Origin of the sequence: Pantoea sp. B550 (genome assembly GCF_024158165.1) — a bacterium.
GTDB classification, from domain to species: domain Bacteria; phylum Pseudomonadota; class Gammaproteobacteria; order Enterobacterales; family Enterobacteriaceae; genus Pantoea; species Pantoea alfalfae.
In genome coordinates this window covers 1,410,703-1,429,441 of record NZ_JAMYXI010000003.1, presented here as the reverse complement: position 1 = coordinate 1,429,441, position 18,739 = coordinate 1,410,703, and the positions used below count along the sequence as shown (strand labels likewise).

21 protein-coding genes and 1 other RNA gene are annotated in these 18,739 nt (G+C 56.9%); 14 read left to right on the top strand and 8 right to left on the bottom strand.

Features of this window, described 5'->3' with window-relative positions:
- Window positions 1-3: 3 nt before the first annotated feature.
- Window positions 4-549, bottom strand: coding sequence for a ribosome biogenesis factor YjgA (yjgA, locus tag NIM72_RS09680; RefSeq protein ID WP_013359154.1), 546 nt, complete (start codon window positions 547-549; stop codon window positions 4-6).
- Between the two features lie 115 nt (window positions 550-664).
- On the opposite strand from yjgA, the gene pmbA reads away from it, so the two are divergent.
- The 11 genes from pmbA to NIM72_RS09625 all read left to right on the top strand — a co-directional run bounded on the left by pmbA (window position 665) and on the right by NIM72_RS09625 (window position 10,349).
- Entirely contained in the window at window positions 665-2,005 is a 1,341-nt protein-coding gene (gene pmbA / locus NIM72_RS09675) for a metalloprotease PmbA (protein ID WP_161735387.1), read from the top strand.
- A 63-nt stretch (window positions 2,006-2,068) separates the two neighbouring features.
- On the top strand, window positions 2,069-2,455 hold the full coding sequence (cybC, locus tag NIM72_RS09670; protein WP_161735395.1) for a cytochrome b562: 387 nt from the start codon (window positions 2,069-2,071) through the stop codon (window positions 2,453-2,455).
- Window positions 2,456-2,749: 294 nt separating this feature from the next.
- Window positions 2,750-3,085, top strand: a complete 336-nt coding sequence (locus tag NIM72_RS09665; RefSeq protein WP_161735385.1) for a glycine dehydrogenase — start codon at window positions 2,750-2,752, stop codon at window positions 3,083-3,085.
- Window positions 3,086-3,098: 13 nt separating this feature from the next.
- On the top strand, window positions 3,099-3,455 hold the full coding sequence (locus NIM72_RS09660) for an SFCGS family glycine-rich protein (protein WP_010256477.1): 357 nt from the start codon (window positions 3,099-3,101) through the stop codon (window positions 3,453-3,455).
- 2 nt (window positions 3,456-3,457) lie between these two features.
- The gene (locus tag NIM72_RS09655; protein ID WP_013359149.1) at window positions 3,458-3,757 is read left to right on the top strand and encodes a DUF4312 family protein; all 300 of its coding nucleotides are present in this window, start codon (window positions 3,458-3,460) and stop codon (window positions 3,755-3,757) included.
- 127 nt (window positions 3,758-3,884) lie between these two features.
- Window positions 3,885-4,661 carry a DUF4311 domain-containing protein gene (locus NIM72_RS09650; RefSeq protein ID WP_253420144.1) on the top strand — a complete coding sequence of 259 codons (777 nt, stop codon included), beginning with the start codon at window positions 3,885-3,887 and terminating at the stop codon, window positions 4,659-4,661.
- A gap of 11 nt (window positions 4,662-4,672) precedes the next feature.
- Window positions 4,673-5,314, top strand: a complete 642-nt coding sequence (locus NIM72_RS09645) for a DUF4310 family protein (RefSeq protein WP_010256482.1) — start codon at window positions 4,673-4,675, stop codon at window positions 5,312-5,314.
- 44 nt (window positions 5,315-5,358) lie between these two features.
- Window positions 5,359-6,489, top strand: coding sequence for an amidohydrolase/deacetylase family metallohydrolase (locus tag NIM72_RS09640; protein WP_253420137.1), 1,131 nt, complete (start codon window positions 5,359-5,361; stop codon window positions 6,487-6,489).
- Entirely contained in the window at window positions 6,473-7,594 is a 1,122-nt protein-coding gene (locus NIM72_RS09635) for a DgaE family pyridoxal phosphate-dependent ammonia lyase (protein WP_253420134.1), read from the top strand. The genes NIM72_RS09640 and NIM72_RS09635 overlap by 17 nt, the downstream gene beginning before the upstream one ends.
- On the top strand, window positions 7,591-8,331 hold the full coding sequence (locus NIM72_RS09630; RefSeq protein WP_253420131.1) for a KDGP aldolase family protein: 741 nt from the start codon (window positions 7,591-7,593) through the stop codon (window positions 8,329-8,331). Before NIM72_RS09635 ends, NIM72_RS09630 begins: the two co-directional genes overlap by 4 nt.
- 107 nt (window positions 8,332-8,438) lie before the next feature.
- A complete protein-coding gene (locus tag NIM72_RS09625) occupies window positions 8,439-10,349 on the top strand; it encodes a PRD domain-containing protein (protein ID WP_253420128.1) in 1,911 nt (636 codons plus the stop codon).
- Between the two features lie 22 nt (window positions 10,350-10,371).
- On the opposite strand, the gene NIM72_RS09620 is transcribed toward NIM72_RS09625, so the two are convergent.
- Window positions 10,372-11,271 (bottom strand): LysR family transcriptional regulator, encoded by a 900-nt coding sequence (locus NIM72_RS09620; RefSeq protein WP_013359142.1) that lies wholly within the window; start codon window positions 11,269-11,271, stop codon window positions 10,372-10,374.
- Between the two features lie 129 nt (window positions 11,272-11,400).
- On the opposite strand from NIM72_RS09620, the gene NIM72_RS09615 reads away from it, so the two are divergent.
- Window positions 11,401-12,105, top strand: a complete 705-nt coding sequence (locus NIM72_RS09615) for a pirin family protein (RefSeq protein ID WP_161735374.1) — start codon at window positions 11,401-11,403, stop codon at window positions 12,103-12,105.
- A gap of 52 nt (window positions 12,106-12,157) precedes the next feature.
- Here NIM72_RS09615 and dolP read toward each other — a convergent pair whose 3' ends face one another.
- The 4 genes from dolP to NIM72_RS09595 are packed head-to-tail and all read right to left on the bottom strand — an operon-like array spanning window position 12,158 to window position 15,781.
- Complete coding sequence (gene dolP / locus NIM72_RS09610) at window positions 12,158-12,730, bottom strand: division/outer membrane stress-associated lipid-binding lipoprotein (RefSeq protein ID WP_161735372.1); 573 nt, start codon at window positions 12,728-12,730, stop codon at window positions 12,158-12,160.
- A 14-nt stretch (window positions 12,731-12,744) separates the two neighbouring features.
- On the bottom strand, window positions 12,745-13,332 hold the full coding sequence (gene diaA, locus NIM72_RS09605; protein WP_003855538.1) for a DnaA initiator-associating protein DiaA: 588 nt from the start codon (window positions 13,330-13,332) through the stop codon (window positions 12,745-12,747).
- A gap of 14 nt (window positions 13,333-13,346) precedes the next feature.
- The gene (locus NIM72_RS09600) at window positions 13,347-13,742 is read right to left on the bottom strand and encodes a YraN family protein (protein ID WP_161735370.1); all 396 of its coding nucleotides are present in this window, start codon (window positions 13,740-13,742) and stop codon (window positions 13,347-13,349) included.
- Complete coding sequence (locus NIM72_RS09595) at window positions 13,700-15,781, bottom strand: penicillin-binding protein activator (protein ID WP_253420125.1); 2,082 nt, start codon at window positions 15,779-15,781, stop codon at window positions 13,700-13,702. Before NIM72_RS09595 ends, NIM72_RS09600 begins: the two co-directional genes overlap by 43 nt.
- 62 nt (window positions 15,782-15,843) lie before the next feature.
- On the opposite strand from NIM72_RS09595, the gene rsmI reads away from it, so the two are divergent.
- Window positions 15,844-16,710, top strand: coding sequence for a 16S rRNA (cytidine(1402)-2'-O)-methyltransferase (rsmI, locus tag NIM72_RS09590; RefSeq protein ID WP_045139595.1), 867 nt, complete (start codon window positions 15,844-15,846; stop codon window positions 16,708-16,710).
- Window positions 16,711-16,743: 33 nt separating this feature from the next.
- Window positions 16,744-17,122: RNase P RNA component class A (rnpB, locus tag NIM72_RS09585), an RNA gene on the top strand.
- Window positions 17,123-17,180: 58 nt separating this feature from the next.
- Here the strand turns inward: rnpB and NIM72_RS09580 are convergent.
- Together NIM72_RS09580 and NIM72_RS09575 are read right to left on the bottom strand one after the other, a co-directional pair.
- Complete coding sequence (locus NIM72_RS09580; protein ID WP_253420123.1) at window positions 17,181-18,155, bottom strand: glutathione S-transferase family protein; 975 nt, start codon at window positions 18,153-18,155, stop codon at window positions 17,181-17,183.
- A gap of 76 nt (window positions 18,156-18,231) precedes the next feature.
- Window positions 18,232-18,645 (bottom strand): DoxX family protein, encoded by a 414-nt coding sequence (locus NIM72_RS09575; RefSeq protein WP_161735393.1) that lies wholly within the window; start codon window positions 18,643-18,645, stop codon window positions 18,232-18,234.
- Between the last annotated feature and the right edge of the window lie 94 nt (window positions 18,646-18,739).

Genomic DNA, 18,739 nt, shown 5'->3' with positions numbered 1-18,739 from the left:
GCATTACTGCGCTTCGGCCAGCTCGCGCAGATACTGGAAAATCTGACGGGCAGACTTCGGCGGCTTGTTGCCCGCTTTCTCTTTCTGCGCGTTACGGATCATGCTGCGTAACTGCTGACGATCGGCATCGGGATAAAGCGCAATGACGTCGCTCATCGCCTCATCGCCTTGCTCAATCAGACGATCGCGCAGCATTTCCAGTTTGTGGAACAGCGCAACCTGCTGGTTGTGGCGATTCTTTAGCTTATCCAGCGCAATGCGGATCGGCTCCACATCAATACTGCGCAGCAGTTTACCGATCAGCTGCAGCTGACGGCGGCGACCCTCTTTCTTGATGCGCTGTGCCAGTTCGATCTCGGTGCGCAGGCGTTCATCCAGCGGGATTTTATCCAGCGAGTTTTTACCCAGATCAACCAGTTCGGCTCCCAGGCGCTTTAGCTCTTCTGCATCGCGTTTAATTTCACTCTTACTGACCCAGATAATCTCTTCATCTTCTTCTTCGTCATTATCTGGCACATCGTCGAGCCACTCATCGGGCTGTCTGGTCATTTCCGGGCTCCCAAAAAAAAGAGGCTAATCCTACCAGTTTATCGGGTGACTGCGAAATTGTTCTCTGACTCTGATAGACTCAAATCATTCACACATAAGATTAGACGGCAGGTCGATGAACGTATCTACTCAGGTTGCAGAACAGCGAAAAGTACTGGAGCAGGCCATTGCGCAGGCACTTGAACTGGCTAAAGCAAGCACTGACAGCGCGGAAGTGGCTGTCAGTAAGACCACCGGCATCGGGGTCAGCACCCGCTATGGCGAAGTGGAAAACGTTGAATTTAACAGCGACGGTGCGCTGGGCATCACCGTTTATCATCAGAATCGTAAAGGCAGTGCCTCATCGACCGACCTCAGCCCGGATGCGATCAAGCGTACCGTGCAGGCGGCGATTGATATTGCCCGCTACACCTCACCCGATCCCTTTGCCGGTCTGGCCGACGCAGAACTGCTGGCCTATGATGCGCCGGATCTGGATCTCTACCATCCGTGGGAAATTGACGCTGATCGTGCCATTGAACTGGCCGCGCAGGCGGAACAGGCGTCACTGCGTGCCGACAAGCGTATTACCAACACCGAAGGCGGTAGTTTCAACAGCCACGTCGGCATCAAAGTCTTTGGCAACAGCCACGGAATGTTGCAGAGCTACTGCTCAAGCCGCCATTCGCTCTCCAGCTGCGTTATCGCTGAGCAGGATGGCAACATGGAGCGCGACTACGCCTATACCATTGGCCGTGCATTTGAAGATTTGAAAAGCCCGGATTGGGTAGGTGCAGAGTGCGCGCGCCGTACGCTCTCCCGTCTGGCCCCGCGTAAACTTCCGACCATGAAAGCCCCGGTGATTTTTGCCGCTGAAGTGGCGACTGGCTTGTTTGGCCATCTGGTTGGTGCGATCAGCGGCAGCAGCGTTTACCGTAAATCGACTTTCCTGCTGGATTCAATGGGTCAGGAGATTCTGCCGGAGTGGCTCACTATCAGTGAACAGCCACACCTGCTGAAAGGGCTCGCCTCTACGCCGTTTGACAGTGAAGGGGTGCGGACTCAGGCGCGCGACATCATCAAAGATGGCGTATTGCAGACCTGGCTGTTGACCAGCTATTCCGCCCGTAAACTGGGTCTGACCAGCACCGGCCATGCTGGTGGTATTCATAACTGGCGCATTGCGGGTCAGGGCCACAGCTTTGACGACCTGCTGAAGCAGATGGGTACCGGGTTAGTGGTGACCGAACTGATGGGCCAGGGCGTCAGCGCCATTACCGGTGACTACTCACGCGGTGCAGCCGGTTTCTGGGTTGAGAATGGCGTAATTCAGTACCCGGTCAGCGAAGTCACTATTGCCGGCAATCTTAAAGAGATGTGGCACAACATGGTGACCATCGGTGACGATATTGAAACCCGCAGTAATATCCAGTGCGGTTCGGTGCTACTGCCTGAGATGAAGATAGCGGGACAATAAAGATGAATTCCTGAAGCAGCCTGTTGGCTGCTTTTTTTTCATCACAATAAAAAGGAAGTAATGATGCGTAAGCATGTGATTGCAATGTTGTCGGCTTCTCTGTTGTTCTCCAGCGTCAGTCTCTATGCGGCAGATCTGGAGCAGGATATGGACACGCTGAATGCGAACCTGAAAATCGTTAAGAAAACGGACAGTGCGCAGGAGATGCAGCAGGCGTTAACCAAAATGCGTGCCGCGGCGCAGGATGCCAAAAAGTCGACGCCCGATAAGCTGGAAGGTCAGCCTGCTGACAGTGCGCAGATCAAAGACTATCACGCTGGCCTGGACTCACTCATCGCACAGATTGATGTGGTCAGCACGCTGGCGAAAGCTAACAACGTGGACGGCGCAAAACGCGAAGCCGCTAAATTTGATGACATCCGTAATACTAACCATAAGAAATTCCGCTAATCCGACCGCCGGTCAGCCCGACCGGCAGTTTTTACCATCACTTCTGCTTATTACCGCGCCGTAAACTACCGTCTGGCAGTCTGGTCGCCGCACAACATTACCGCCTGGCGAAGCTAACGCCATCATTTTGCGCATTTTGAGACGCAGATCGCACTAAGCATGCAGCCTGCGATCTGACGCACAACCTTCACTTCAATTTCCACTTGCTGCTGGAAATGTTGCCTCTCCACAGCCGGGGTGATGACCGCTAATTTATTTCTAACGCGAATTATCCGGTTTAACAGGAGTAGCAAGGTGAGCAATAACGGCGTCCCGGTGTATGAAGCGCCACCGGAGAAAGTGCAGCAGCTGGCTGACAGCGTAATGACGCAGATTGCGGCGATCTATCAGCAGCATGGCATTCAGCCCAATGCGGTCCAGCAGCAGATGCTGCAATCGCATGTCGGAGCCATGGCGTCACGCTCGCTGAGCGGCGAGCCGTTACCGGAAGTGGAAGCGGAGTTGTTTGAGGATATTCCGCCGGAAACGGTCGCGCTGGCGCAGCAGGTTGTCGACCTGTTTGGCAATCTCCCCCGCGAAGAGGCCTGGCTGCTGTCAGTGCATATTGAAGTCGCGCGATCAAACAAATAGAGAGGAACACACCATGGTAACAGTAGTGATTGGCGATCGTTTAGGTAAGGGCCAGAAAGTGGCCGCGGGCATCGAGAAAGCGGGTGGTCGTGCCGTCGTGGTGCCAGGCGTGGCCGCTGACATGAAGCTGGGTGACGTGATGAAGGCAGAGAACGCTGATTTCGGCATCTCGTTCTGCGGCAGCGGTGGCGCGGGTGCTATTACCGCGCAGAACAAATATGGCTACAAAGCAAAACATGGCATGCGTTCTGTCGACGAAGGCGTCACTGCCATCAATGAAGGTGCCACGGTGCTGGGCTTCGGCTTTATGGATAAAGAAGAGTTAGGCGAGCGGCTGGTGCAGGCCTGGAACAAGAAGCACGGCAGCTGATTATGAAAGAACACTACGTTACCCAGGTGACGGTCGAGGGCAAAGGCGACACCAAAGCGAAAGCCTTTGCCGATGCCCTGAGTCGGGTGCAGAACCAGGTCCTGCGCGCGACGCAAAAAATTCTGCTGCGCATTGAACCTCAGGATGTCCGGGTGCTGCGCGCGCAGGAGAGCGTCAGAACCGAGAAGTTTCTCTTCTTCTTTTTGGCGCGCCAGCGGAGGAGCTTCAGCGTCACGCTGGAGATCACCGTCAGCGTCACCGTTTTCGACACCGAACAGGTGACGTTCACGGCGGCATCATAAAACAGAACCTGTTCACATCAGCCCGCCGTTTGTCCGTTCCACTGCTGTTGCGATAGCGCGGCGGTCAGGCCAGGTCAATGCGGCGTCGCGGATAGGGCGGGTAAAAACGACAACAAGGTACAACAACATGTTTTTAATCATTTTGTTTAAGTCGTTGATCATTGGCGGGCTGGTCGGGGTCGGCGTCGGTGCGGGTGCTGCGCGCATGTTCCATGCGCCCACCACCCAGGGCATGGGCGCCTTTCGTACGCTGGGCGAGCTGAATTCGTGCGAGGGCGATCCGGCATCCCACTTCTCCTTTGGTCTTGGCTTCTTTTTCAATGCCTGGGCATCGTCTGTCGCAGCCGGTTCATTCACGCAGGATGTGGATCACCGCATCATTCCAAACTGGGGCGCGGCCGCTTTGATGGTGAAGAACCGTAATGTGGCGGAGACGCTGCACGATCCGAAAAAAATGGCCATCGCCTGCGGCATCATCGGCATGATCGTGGTCGCCTTCCTCAACTCCACTGCCTCTGCTGTGCCGGCTGCACTGCAGGTGACCGCGGTCAAAGTACTGGTGCCCGCCGCTAACCTGCTGGTGAATACCGTCATGCCGGTGATCTTCTGGCTGGCGGCGATTGATGCAGGCAAAAAATCAGGCTTCTGGGCCACCATTTTTGGCGGTCTGGCGCAGCTGATTATGGGCAACGCCGTGCCAGGTCTGGTGCTGGGTATCCTGATCGGTAAAGGCGTGGAAGAGAGCGGCTGGAACCGGGTCACTAAAGTGATGATGACCGCCATCGTGCTGCTGTTTGTGCTCAGCGGTTTCTTCCGTGGTTTCGACATGAAGCTGCTGCAGTCCTTCCAGTTCGGCATTCCCGGCTGGCTCGACATGATCCATAACGCAGTCAGCGGCAAATAAGAGGCGATGCGATGAACGAAAATAAAGGCTTCTGGTACGCCGACTGGTCTTTCCCAATCTTTGTTGGCCTGCTCTCCTCGGGCGTTTTTGCCGGGACCCACATGTATTACCTCTATGGCATCGGCGCGTTTAACGAAGTGGCGTTTGTTTCGATGCTGCGCGCGGGCATGGAGACCGGCGTCTACGGTGCAGTCGCCGCCTTCGGTGCCAGTTTCCTGTTTGCCCGCATCATTGAAGGTTCGCTGGTGGGCATTCTGGATATCGGCGGCGCGATCCAGACCGGCGTCGGGCTGGGTGTTCCGGCACTGCTGCTGGGGGCGGGCATCGTCTTTCCGGTGGCGAACTTCGCGGCTTCGCTGGCGACCGGCCTGGTGATTGGCGTGGCGATTGGCTACCTGATTATTCTGGCGCGTAAATTCACCATCAATCAGAGCGACTCCACCTACGGCGCAGACGTGATGATGGGCGCGGGTAATGCTTCGGGCCGCTTCCTGGGTCCGCTGATCATCCTGTCCGCTATGGCAGCCTCCATTCCGATTGGCCTGGGCTCACTGCTGGGTGCGCTGCTGTTCTACCTCTGGAACAAACCGATTACCGGCGGTGCCATCCTCGGCGCGATGATTCTGGGTGCGCTGTTCCCGATTGCTCTCTGAATCTCACCGGCAGCCCGGCAGCGGGCTGCCGTTAAGGAGAAACCATGTACGACTTGATTATCCGCGCAGCAAGACTCTGCGATGAGCAGGTGGTCGACATTGCGCTGCAGGATGGCCGCATTGCCGCTATCGGCAACGTGCAGGGCAAGGCCCGGCACGAGCGCGATCTGGCGGGCCGCTACTACGTCAGCGCTGGCTGGATAGACTCACACGTTCACTGCTATCCCAAATCACCGATTTACCATGATGAAGCGGACGCGATTGGTGTGGCGCATGGCGTCACCACGGTAGTCGATGCGGGCAGCACCGGCGCAGAACACATTGACGATTTCTACCAGCTGACGCGTGCGGCGCAGACTCAGGTCTATGCGCTGATCAATATCGCCCGCACCGGCATCGTCACCCAGAATGAGCTGGCCGATATGACGCAGATCGACGGCGAAGCGGTGCAGCAGGCCGTAGCACGACTGCCCGATTTTATTGTCGGCCTTAAGGCGCGCATCAGCAGCAGCGTGGTGGGTCAGAACGGCGTCCAGCCGCTGATAAAAGCTAAGGCAATTCAGCAGGAAAGTGGCGGTCTGCCGCTAATGGTTCACATCGGCAATAATCCACCCAATCTCGACCAGATTGCGGATCTGCTCACCACGGGCGACATCATCACGCACTGTTTTAATGGCAAACCCAACCGCATTCTGACGCCGCAGGGTGAACTCAAAGCGGCGGTAAAACATGCCATTGCACGTGGCGTAAAACTCGATGTCGGCCACGGTAGCGCCAGTTTCAGCTTTGAGGTTGCCCGCGTGGCGATTGCGCAGGGCATTCTGCCCGACACCATCAGCTCTGACATCTACTGCCGTAATCGCCTGAGCGGGCCGGTTCACAGCCTGGCACATGTGATGTCGAAATTCTTCAGCGTCGGCATGACGCTGCCGCAGGTGATTGACTGCGTAACGGTCAATGCGGCGGCAGGACTTCGCCTGCTGCGCAAGGGCCAGCTGAAAATTGGCTACGACGCCGACCTGACGGTTTTTAGCGTCAAAGAGGAAACCCGGCCCTTTATCGATTCAGAAGGTGAACAGATCGCCGGTGAGAAGCATCTTGTTCCGCTGGCGGCCGTCGTCGCTGGTACGTGGTTCGCGACAAAAGAAGGAATAGCGCATGAACTCGGTATATGAAAAGTATGGCCTGAAGCCGGTAATAAACGCCTCTGGCCGTATGACGATCCTCGGCGTTTCAACGCCGTCCAGTGACGTGATCGATACGGTGAAGTACGGCCTCGACCACTACTTTGAAATGAAAGATCTGGTGGATAAGACGGGTACTTATATCGCCGGTCTGCTGAAGGTGGAGGACGCGCTGGTGGTCTCCTGCGCCTCGGCCGGTATTGCCCAGAGCGTGGCGGCGGTGATTGTGAAAGACAGCGACTGGCTGGTGGACAACCTGCACGCCGCACCGCTGACCATCCCGCACCAGATTGTCGTGCCGAAAGGGCACAACGTGAACTATGGCGCACCGGTCGGCAGCATGGTGGCGCTGGGTGGCGGGCAACTTGTGGAAGCAGGATATAGCAACGAGTGCTCACCCGCCCAGTTGGCGGCGGCGATCACGCCACAGACCGCAGCGATCCTCTATGTGAAATCTCACCACTGCGTGCAGAAAAGCCATCTCGATGTGGCACAGGCCGCGGCGGTTGCGCGTGAGCATGGTGTGCCGCTAATCGTCGATGCGGCAGCGGAAGAGGATCTGCAATGCTACTACCAGGCGGGTGCCGATCTGGTGATCTACAGCGGCGCAAAAGCGATTGAAGGGCCGACCAGCGGACTGGTCATTGGCAGACACCACTACGTTGAGTGGGTCAAACGCCAGACTAACGGTATAGGCCGCGCGATGAAAGTGGGCAAAGAGGGGATTCTCGGGCTGACCCAGGCGATTGAAAACTATCTGTCTCAGCCAAAAATCAGCGGCGCGCAGATGGTGGAAAAAATGACGCCGTTTATTGAGCGGCTCAACAGCCTGAATGGCGTGACGGCCCGCATCGTGTGGGATGCAGCCGGACGCGATATCGCCCGCGCTGAGATCGCATTTGACGAAGCCGCGATCCAGCAGCGCACCGGCGATCTGGTGCAGGCGCTGAAAAAGGGCGACGTCGCGATCTACTTCCGTGGCTACAAAGCCAACGAGGGGATCATTGAGGCGGACGTGCGCAGCGTCAGCGCCGATCAACTGCACACGATTTTCACCCGCATTCAGGCACTGTTAAACGGAGAGAAACACGCATGACGCTGACCCCCAACTTTTATCAGGATCGCATCTGCCTTAACGTCCTGGCGGGATCAAAGGAGAACGCCCGCGCCATCTGGCAGGCAGCAGAAGGGCACGTGCTGGTCGGCGTGCTGTCAAAAAACTACGCCAGCAATGACGCTGCTATCGCGGATATGCGTGAGTATGCCGCGCTGATCGATAATGCACTCTCGGTGGGGCTGGGCGCGGGCGATCCCAATCAGTCACTGATGGTGAGTGAGATTTCGGCGGTGCTGCAACCACAGCATGTGAACCAGGTCTTTACCGGCGTTGCCACCAGTCGTGCGCTGCTGGGCCAGTCACAGACCATCGTGAACGGTCTGATCTCGCCCACCGGCACGCCCGGCCGGGTCAAAATCTCTACCGGACCGCGCAGCGCAAAAGAGCAGGACGGGATCGTGCCCATCGAAACGGCGATTGCGATGCTGCAGGATATGGGCGGCAGCTCGGTGAAATATTTCCCGATGGGCGGCCTGCAGGCGGTGGATGAGTACCGCGCTGTGGCGGAAGCCTGTGCAAAACAGGATTTCTGGCTGGAGCCCACCGGCGGCATCGATCTGGACAATTTCGGCGAGATCGTGCGCATTGCGCTGGAGTCGGGCGTCAGCAAAGTGATCCCGCACGTCTACAGTTCGATCATTGACAAAGCCAGCGGAGAGACCCGCATTGAAGATGTGCAGCAGCTACTGGCCATCTGTAAAACGCTGCTGACCTGAAGATCGACACGATCAGCCTGCGGCAGGCCGATCGCGCGACATGGACGTTGCGTGACGATCGCCGTAGGCTGATCTTCCCACTTTCTGTCTGCAAACAGGTAACGCTTGTGAGATTTCCCAATCAGCGCCTTGCGCAACTGTTCGATGCCCTGCAAAACGAAACGCTGCCTCAGGATGAGCTGGCGCGGCGTTTTGCCGTCTCGACCCGCACTGTGCGCACCGATATCACGGCGCTGAATGCGCTGCTGGCAGAGCATGGCGCGCAGTTTATCCTGAGCCGTGGCGCGGGCTATCAGCTGAAGATTGAGGATATTCAGCGCTTTCAGCATCTGCAGCAGCACACCGCGTCGCCGCTACGAGTGCCACGCACCTCGCCAGACCGGGTTCGTTACCTGCTGACCCGCTTTCTCACTGCGGCTTATTCGCTGAAACTTGAAGAGCTGGCCGAAGAGTGGTTTGTCAGCCGCGCCACCCTGCAGAATGATATGGCGGAGGTGCGCGAATGGCTGGGTCGCTATCACCTCACCATTGAGAGCAAGCCACACTACGGCATGAAGCTGTTTGGCAGCGAAGTGGCAATTCGTACCTGCCTGACCGACCTGTTATGGCAAATCGATCAGGCGCAGCCAGAGAGTCCGCTGCTGACGATTGAAGCGCTGAACAGCGGCATGCTGAAGACGCTGCGCCCGCTGCTGCAAAGCTGTTTTGCTCAACACAACATTCGCCTCAGCGATGAAGGTGAACGCTATCTGCGGCTTTACTGCGCCGTGGCGGTGCGTCGCATCAGCGAGGGCTATCCGCTTAACGATCCGGGTGCCGAGGAGATTGGCGATGAAGTGCGGGAAGCGGCGCATCAGTTGATTAATCTGATGCGCCCGCTGGTCAGCAAACCGATTTCACCGGCGGAAGAGAACTGGCTGCGGGTCAATATTGCGGCGCGACGCATTCAGGCGATCGCGCCCAGCGCCATCAATGCGGATGATGCCGACGCGCTGGTGGATTATCTGCTCAGCTTTATCAACACGCACTACAACTTCAATCTGCAAAACGATCAGCAGCTGCGTGCTGACCTGCTCACCCACATCAAAACTATGATTACCCGGGTGCGTTATCAGATCCACATTCCCAACCCGCTGCTCAGCAACATTAAGCAGCACTATCCGATGGCCTACGATGTCACCTTAGCGGCGGTGACCAGCTGGGGGAAATATACTCCATATGTTATCTCCGAGAATGAGATCGGCTTTCTGGTGCTGCATATTGGCGTCGGGCTGGAGCGCCACTATGACGTGGGCTATCAGCGTCATCCGCAGGTGTTGCTGGTGTGCGACAGTGGTAACTCTACGCTGCGCATGATAGAGGCGATGCTGCTGCGCAAATACCCGCAGTTACAGATCACGGCGCGCCTGTCACAGCGCGAATATGAAGCGCGAAGTCGTATTGACGAGGATTTTGTTATCTCGACCATCCGGCTCAGTGAAAAAGAGAAACCGGTGGTAGTGATGTCACCGTTTCCCACCGGTTTTCAGCTGGAGCAGATTGGCAAGCTGGTGCTGGTTGACCGGACCCGGCCCTACATGTTGGCGAAATTTTTTGATGCCCAGCACTTTCATATCGTTGACAGGCCGATGACCCAGTCTGAACTGTTCCGTCAGCTGTGCGATCAGCTACAGACTGAGGGCTTTGTAGATGCGGCGTTCTATCCGTCGGTTGAAGAGCGTGAAGCGATTGTCAGCACCATGCTCGGCGAAGGGATTGCGCTGCCGCATTCGCTGGGACTGCTGGCAAAGAAAACCGTGGTCTATACCGTGCTGGCACCGCACGGCATCGCGTGGGGCGACGATACCGCCTATGTCATCTTCCTGTTGGCGATCAGCAAAAGTGAATATGAAGAAGCAATGGCAATTTACGATCTGTTTGTGACGTTCCTGCGTGAACGGGCGATGACCCGCCTGCGGGACAGCAGCGATTTTAACAGCTTCAGGGCGGTGGCGATGGATTGCCTGAGCCGGTCTTAGCTTCGCCCTGAAACCACGATACTTAGTTTTTCTTCGCCAGCAGGCGCGGGATCTCGCGCAGGCACCAGGATTTGGCTTCGCCCATGCTGTCACGTCGCCACGCCATAATAATATCGACCTCGCGGGTATATTCCGGGCTCACTACCCGCAGACGACCTTCAGCAATATCCTGCTCGACTAATGAATAGGGCATGGTTGCCACGCCCAGACCCGCCAGCAGCGCACGGCGCTTATCGTCCATGCTGCTCACGGTCAGGCGCTGCTGCTTATCCAGCAACTGCACGGTCAGCACCGGACGTTCGCGCGCAGTATCCGCGACTGCAATGCCACGGTATTTCACCCGCGTCACTTCAGACTGCGGTTCCGGCTCGTTATGAATCGGGTGATCCGCACTGGCGACGTAGACGCTCATCATGGTGTAGAGCTTGCGGGTATTGATCTCGGTGGAGGCGCGGAAATGCATATCGGGGGCAATCACGATATCGGCGCGGCCCTGTTCCAGTCGTTCCCATGCGCCCGCCAGTACTTCTGTGACCAGCGAAAACTGCGTGTTAGCTTTGTCGGCCAGACGGGTCACCAGCGGAAAGAGTGCATCAATGGGCACCAGCGCTTCGGTAACGATAGTCAGATGGGTTTCCCAGCCACGCGCCAGCGCTTCCGCATCGGTGGTGAGCTTGTCGGCCGCTTCCAGCAGTACCCGGCCACGCTCCAGCAGCATGCGCCCCACGTTGGTAAATTTGGTGCGGTGACCGGAGCGGTCAAACAGCACCACATCCAGTTCTTCTTCCAGCTTTTGCATGGTGTAGCTGAGGGCAGACGGTACACGCCCCAGTTCATCCGCTGCTGCTGCAAAACTGCCACGGCGATCGATCGCATCCATAACGCGTAACGATTCAAGGGTTAACGCACGCTCTTTAGCCATCCCGGTTCTCTGTCAGGAAATTTGAACATGCCGGGCAGATTAACTGGCTAACAATCCGGCGTCCAGACTTTTACCATGGGTGCATAAAGTCCGTGGCCGATCCTCGTCACCGGATGCCGGAGGTAAATAATGATAACGACACGCAGTGCGTCCGCCTGTGGTCAGGCCGATTTCGGCTGGTTGCAGGGCCGCTACAGTTTCTCTTTTGGCCACTACTTTGATCCCAAACTGATGGGGTACGCATCGCTGCGCGTACTGAACCAGGAAGTGCTGGCGCCGGGTGCCGCTTTTCAGCCGCGCACCTATCCGCAGGTCGATGTGCTGAACATCGTGCTGCAGGGTGAAGCCGAATATCGCGACAGCGAAGGCAATACGATCAGCGTGCGGGAAGGGGAAGCGCTGCTGCTCTCTGCTCAACCCGGTGTGAGTTACACCGAAATTAATCTGAGCAAAGATCGCCCGCTGACACGCATGCAGCTCTGGCTGGCTGCCTGTCCGGAGCGCGAAAATCTGCGGATGCAGAAAATAGCCCTCACGGAAGGTCGCTTGTCTCAGCTTATCGCCTCGCCGGATGGCGTGGACGATAGTCTGCAACTGCGTCAGCAGGTGTGGATCCACCAGGTCGAGCTGGCACCGGGCGAACATTACTCGCTGCCGATACAGGGCCCGCGCGCCTATCTGCAGTCGATTCATGGCTCGCTGGAGGCGATGTCCGGCACGGATCATCAGGAGAAGCTGGGCTGTGGCGATGGTGCGTTTTTACAGGAAGAGAAACAGTTGCAGCTGACAGCAAAAACCGCGACCCGCGCGCTGGTCATCGACATTCCGGTCTGAAAATCGGACCATAAAAAAGGCGGCCATGGCCGCCTTTTTTGCGTTTCAGGAATTACTTCAGCATGGTGAAGGCCGTAGTGACGTGCTTCACGCCACTGACGCGGCTGGCAACATCGGCCGCAGCCTGCGCTTCCTGTTGTGTCACGAGACCCAGCAGGAATACTTCGCCATTCTCGGTCGTCACTTTCACGTTGGAGGATTTCACCTGATCGCTGCCCAACAGCTGCGATCGGATTTTGGTGGTAATCCAGGTGTCGGACGACGTAGTGCCTAACGTCACTTTCTGGCCGATGCGGATCTCGTTATAGACTTCGGTTGCGCCATCGACGCCCATGGTGATCTGTTTGGCACGATTGGCGATATCCTGCGAAGGTGCCTGACCGGTCAGCAGCACTTTGCCCTGATAAGCCGTGGCGATGACGCGTGCATCGGTTTTAATCTGCTGATCTTTCGCCAGCGCGTTAGTGACGCGCAGCTCCAGAGTGCCGTCATCAACCTGCGTACCTACCGAGCGTGGATCGGTCGCCGTTTTGGTGGCAACCGCTGCGCCGCCAGCCACAACCGCAACGCAGCCCTGAAGCAGCATGGCGGTTAACAGAATAGCTATAGCATTCAATGCTTTCATTCGTGCTCCTTCGGTCATTCCTGATGGGGAAAGAGAGTGTTATCGATCAGATCGCATAAGCAATTCACGGTCAGCATATGCATCTCCTGGATACGGGCGCTACGGTGCGATGGAATGCGGATTTCCACATCCTGCGGCCCCAGCAGTCCGGCGAGCTCTCCGCCATCATACCCGGTAAGCGCAACGATAGTCATATCGCGTGTTACCGCTGCTTCGACGGCCTTAACGATATCGCGGGTGTTGCCCCGGGTTGAGATAGCCAGTAGTACATCGCCTGCGTGTCCCAGCGCGCGTACCTGCTTGGCATAGATCTCATCGTGCAGACGATCATTACCAATCGCGGTCAGCATCACGTTGTCTGCACTTAATGCCAGCGCCGGTAAGCTGGGACGCTCAGTCTCAAAACGGTTAATCATGCTGGCGGCGAAGTGCTGTGCATTGGCGGATGAGGCACCGTTGCCACAGCTGAGGATTTTATTGCCATTCAGAAGCGACTGCACCAGCGTCATGGCTGCGCGGGAAATAGCGTCGGGCAACGCCTCTGCTGCGGCAATCTGAGTCTGAATACTTTCGGTAAAACACGCTTTAATTCTTTCCTGCACACGACCACCTGGTTCTAAACGTCTGCATTAAAGGCATTCGGCAGCCACTCGAGCGCCGTGCCGGTAATGGCGATGATGTCGAAACGGCAATTCACTGTTTCAAAACTGCCGCCGCGTTGCGCCAGCCAGAGAGCAGCGGCGCGCAGCAGCTTTTGTTGTTTATTCCGGGTAATGCTGGCGAGTGCGCCACCATAACGCGCATCGCGCCGGTAGCGGACTTCAACAAACACCCAACAGTGCCCGTCACGCATAATCAGGTCAAGTTCACCGTTGCGAAAGTGAACATTGCTGGCGACCCATATCAGGCCTGCCTGCTCCAGATAGTGTCGGGCATTTTCTTCATGCCCGGCACCAATCTGACGGCGATTTAGTTGGCCGGTGCGATTTCGCCCCGACGATACTGGTTCCATGTCAACTTCCTGTTGATCACACAATCCGTGTCGGCGCTCAGCTTGCCGGTATTACCATCCAGCGTAAAGCCAGCAGACTGACGCATCTGGTTAAAGTGGTTCGCCAGCGTCCAGGCATCCATTCCCATGGCATAGAGACGCACCAGCGAGTAGTCATTATTGAATGACTTCGAGGTCTGCTGCATCAGGCCAGGGTTGCTGCCGGAGAGCAGCGGAATATCGCTGAACTGCAGGCCATCCATTTCCAGACGGAAGTCCGGTCCTGCACCTGCCTGCGCGCTGCGCGAGCTGGCATAGAGCGAAATGTTGCTGCGACTGCCAGTGCGCATGGCAATCATAGGTTTGATCAGCTGCAGTTCATCCTGCGTGGAGACGATGTAGACCGCATCGACGCCGCCACCGCTGCTGGTGCTGACCACATCTGGCGTGCTCTGTTGCGGTGCTGGAATGGTGAGGCCTGCAATCGAAACGCCCTGTGGCTCGGCAGGTGCAGCGTTCACAGGCGTACCCGATAAGCTGATGCCCGCACCGCTGTTGATGCCCTGTTTCAGCTCAGATGTCGTGCCAAAGCGTTGCTGCATGACGGTGCTGCCCCCCAGCGTCTGCCACTCCTGAGCAAAAGCGTTGGTGACGCGATCGCCCAGTCCACTGCGCGGCACCAGCAACAGCGGCTGGCGTTTGCCCTGATCCCAGATATGGTGCGCGGCATCGCGCGCTTCGTCTTCAGGAGAAAGCGCAAAGTAGCAAATATTCGGATGGTTCTGGATCTTTTCCGGCTCATTAAGCGCCAGCACATTCAGTGGCGTCTGGCTGTTGGCGACCTTCTCAACGTTGCTCTTCAGCAGCGGGCCGACCACGATAGTCGCACCATCCTGCTGGGCCTGCTGCATGACCTGCTCAATAGGCTGGCTGCTGGTGTCATAAACCTTGATCTGGGCGTTGCTGGCCGGTGCGGCTGCAGCAGGCTGAGACTGAGACTGAGACTGAGACTGAGACTGAGACTGAGACTGAGACTGAGACTGAGACTGGGGCTGTGACTGAGGTTGTGTTGTGGTGTCAGCAGACTGCTGCGGCGCGCTGATGGGATCGGCAGCCGATCCCGCGGCGGCAGGTTGCGTGCTGGCCGTCGCATCTGCAGAAGCAGGCTGGGCAGCCGCTGGCTGGGCGACCGGCGCGGTTACGCCATTCTTCGCGTCGTTAAAGCCTTTCTGAATCGCATTCGCAAAGACCTGCGCCTGGCCATTCAGCGGCAGCAGCAGGGCGATGATGCTGGTAGAGGCTTTAGTGTAGTTCTGCATCTGGCTCAGCTGCGTCGGCAGCGTTTTAGCCGCCGGGTTCTGCGGATAGCGGGTCTGCCAGTCTTTGATGCCGGACTTGAGCATCTCCGCATCCTGGGCGTTGGCACGCCAGACCGCGAGCAGATCGAGCCAGCCCTGCAGCACATTTTCGTCGGCATTAATCACCAGGTTGCTGGCCTCCTGTGGTGACATCTGCGTCAGGGTCTGCCAGGTGGCGTCAATGTTGGCCTGATGATCGGTGCCTTTCAGCAGCGGCTCCTGCGCAATATAGGTGCGCAGCAGTGAGAGTGAAGGGCGACCCTGGGCGCTGGCGATCTGCAGACTGTAATAACGTGCCAGCTGATCCTGCGACAGCGAACCGGTTTTCACCTGTGCTAACAGGGGTTCAGCCTCTTTGGTTTTCTGCTGTGAAATCAGCAATTGCGCTCTCAGCAGCAGGGATTCCTGTTGCTGCGTCTCTGAGAGCTGCTGCGGCAACTGGCTCAGTTGCTGGGTCGCTTCAGGATACTTTCCTTCCTTCAACAGGGCGCGGATTGCGAGTAATTGCCAGTCGGTCTTGCTATCATCGCTGCTTTGCTGCGCTTGCTGCAGATAGTAAGCGGAGCTGGCGGTGACTGGCCCCTGAATATTGACGGTTGAGGTTTGCGGCCCCTGACCGCTACACGCGGCTAAAATCAGCCCAGCAAGAATGACAGGCAGAAAGCGTCCTGCTTTATGACGAACGACTTTTGAAGGAAGCATACTGTATCCAGTGATGTTTTTTTCAAGATGCTCAATATTAAATCGGCAATTCGGATGAAACAATGAAACAACTCGATCGGGCAGAGATTTCTGCCAGCACGCTCTACATCGTTCCAACCCCGATTGGTAATTTGGGTGATATCACCCAGCGGGCGCTGACGGTGCTTTCGAGCGTCGATCTGGTCGCTGCGGAAGATACACGTCATACCGGGCTGTTGCTACAACATTTCGCCATCAATGCGCGACTCTTCTCACTTCATGACCACAACGAGCAGCATAAGGCTGAACTGCTGTTAACGAAGCTGCAGGAGGGTCAAAGCATAGCCTTAGTTTCCGATGCTGGCACGCCGCTAATCAACGATCCGGGCTACCATCTGGTGCGTCGCTGCCGTGAAGCGGGTATTCGTGTGGTGCCGCTGCCCGGTGCCTGTGCTGCCATTGCCGCGTTAAGTGCTGCAGGACTGCCATCCGATCGTTTCTGTTACGAAGGGTTTCTGCCCGCTAAAACCAAAGGCCGCTGCGATGCGCTGCGGGCGCTGGTGCAGGAGCCACGCACGCTGATTTTCTATGAGTCGACTCATCGTCTGATCGACAGCCTGCAGGATATGGTGAGTGAGCTGGGCGCCGAACGCTACGTGGTGCTGGCGCGCGAGCTGACTAAAACCTGGGAGTCGATCTACGGTGCACCGGTTGGCGAGCTGCTGGCCTGGGTGAAAGAAGATGAGAATCGTCGCAAAGGCGAAATGGTGCTGATTGTTGAAGGGTATAAAGTCGATGATGAAGATGCGCTACCGGCCGATGCGCTACGTACGCTGGCGCTGCTGCAGAAAGAGCTGCCACTGAAACGCGCGGCTGCGCTGACCGCTGAGATCCATAGCGTGAAGAAAAATGCTCTTTATAAGTATGCGCTGGAGCAGCAAGAGGCGTGACAAACGCTGGCGAATCGCCTATTATCCTGCGCCGAAGCTGACCAGACAGTCGCCGCTTTGTCGTCGTCCTCACTTGTGGGGAGACGGGCAGAGGGGAGGAAAGTCCGGGCTCCATAGGGCAGGGTGCCAGGTAACGCCTGGGAGGCGCAAGCCTACGACCAGTGCAACAGAGAGCAAACCGCCGATGGCCCAGAAATGGGATCAGGTAAGGGTGAAAGGGTGCGGTAAGAGCGCACCGCGCGACTGGCAACAGTTCGTGGCACGGTAAACTCCACCCGGAGCAAGGCCAAATAGGGGTTCACAAGGTACGGCCCGTACTGAACCCGGGTAGGCTGCTTGAGCCAGTGAGCGATTGCTGGCCTAGATGAATGACTGTCCACGACAGAACCCGGCTTAACGGTCAGCTTCGACTTTTTATCAAAAACCCCGCTTCGGCGGGGTTTTTGCTTTGTGGGATATGTGCTGGCAGCTTAACCGCGGCCGTGCGGCTCATCCCAGTCAAACGCCGGGCCCAGCGAAATGACGCCGTTCGGGTTGATGGTCTTATGGCTGCAGTAATAATGATGGCGGATATGTGGCAGATTAACCGTCTCTGCGATACCCGGCATCTGATAGATATCACGCAGGAAACCGCTGAGGTTTCTGTAGTCACTGATGCGATGGCGATCGCATTTAAAGTGGGTCACATAGACCGGATCAAAGCGCACCAGCGTGGTCCACAACCGAAGATCCGCTTCGGTCAGCTGATCGCCAGTGAGGTAGCGATGCTGGCCCAGGATCTGCTCCAGCCGCGACAACGAATGGAACAGCGCCGTGACGGCCTCATCGTACGCGGATTGCGACGTGGCGAAGCCTGACTTATAGACGCCGTTGTTCACCGTGTCGTAGATCCAGCCATTCAGCTCATCAATCTTCTCGCGCAGCGCTTCGGGATAGTAGTCACCGGCACGGGCGCCCACCGCATCAAACGCACTGTTGAACATGCGGATGATATCCGACGACTCATTGCTGACGATGGTATTCTGGTGTTTGTCCCACAATACCGGCACGGTTACGCGGCCACTGTATTGCGGATCGGCGTGCAGATAGAGCTGATAGAGGAACTCATTCTGGTAGAGCTTATCGCCGGTCGCATCCTGAAAACTATCATCGAAGGTCCAGCCATTCTCCAGCATCAGCGGATGCACCACGGAGACATCGATCATGCTATCCAGGCCCTTCAGCTGGCGCATCAGCAGCGTGCGGTGCGCCCAGGGGCAGGCCAGCGAGACATAAAGATGATAGCGGTCGCGTTCGGCGACAAATCCCGCTTTACCTGCCGGGCCAGCACTGCCATCCGCGGTAACCCAGTTGCGGAAAGCCGACTCTGAACGCTTGAAGCGTCCGCCGGTAGATTTAGTGTCGTACCAGGTGTCATGCCAGACACCGTCAATTAACTGTCCCATAATGGCTCCAATGCAAACAGGGCGGGGAAATGTCCCCGCCCTGCTAAGTATATGTGGCATTACGCTTTATGTGAGATTAGCGCGCAATCGCTGGCTGTGCTTTTCTTTTGCTAATCAGGCGATCAAGGCTATATGCACCCGGACCCACCAGACCTAACACCAGGAAACCCCCGGCGATAGAGAGGTTCTTCATGAACATCAGCTGGTTCACGCCTTCGGCAAAGTTACTGTGAAACAGAAACGCGGTCAGGATGGTGAAGCCTGCAGTGAACAGGGCAGTGAAACGGGTCAGGAAACCAAACAGGATGGCCAGACCGCCGCCAAACTCCAGCAGGATAACCAGCGGCAGCATAAAGCCCGGGACGCCCATTGCTTCCATATATTGCTGAGTGCCAGCATAACCGGTGATTTTGCCCCAGCCAGCCGTAATGAACAGGATTGGCATCAGGATGCGAGCCAGTAACAAACCAACGTCTTCGAATTTTTTCATCATTTACTCCAGCGCTATCAGGAATGCAGGGCAAGCTGCCCGCAGGGTTTATGCCCGCTGAAAGCAGTTCTGCATTCATTGGGTTGATAGCTGG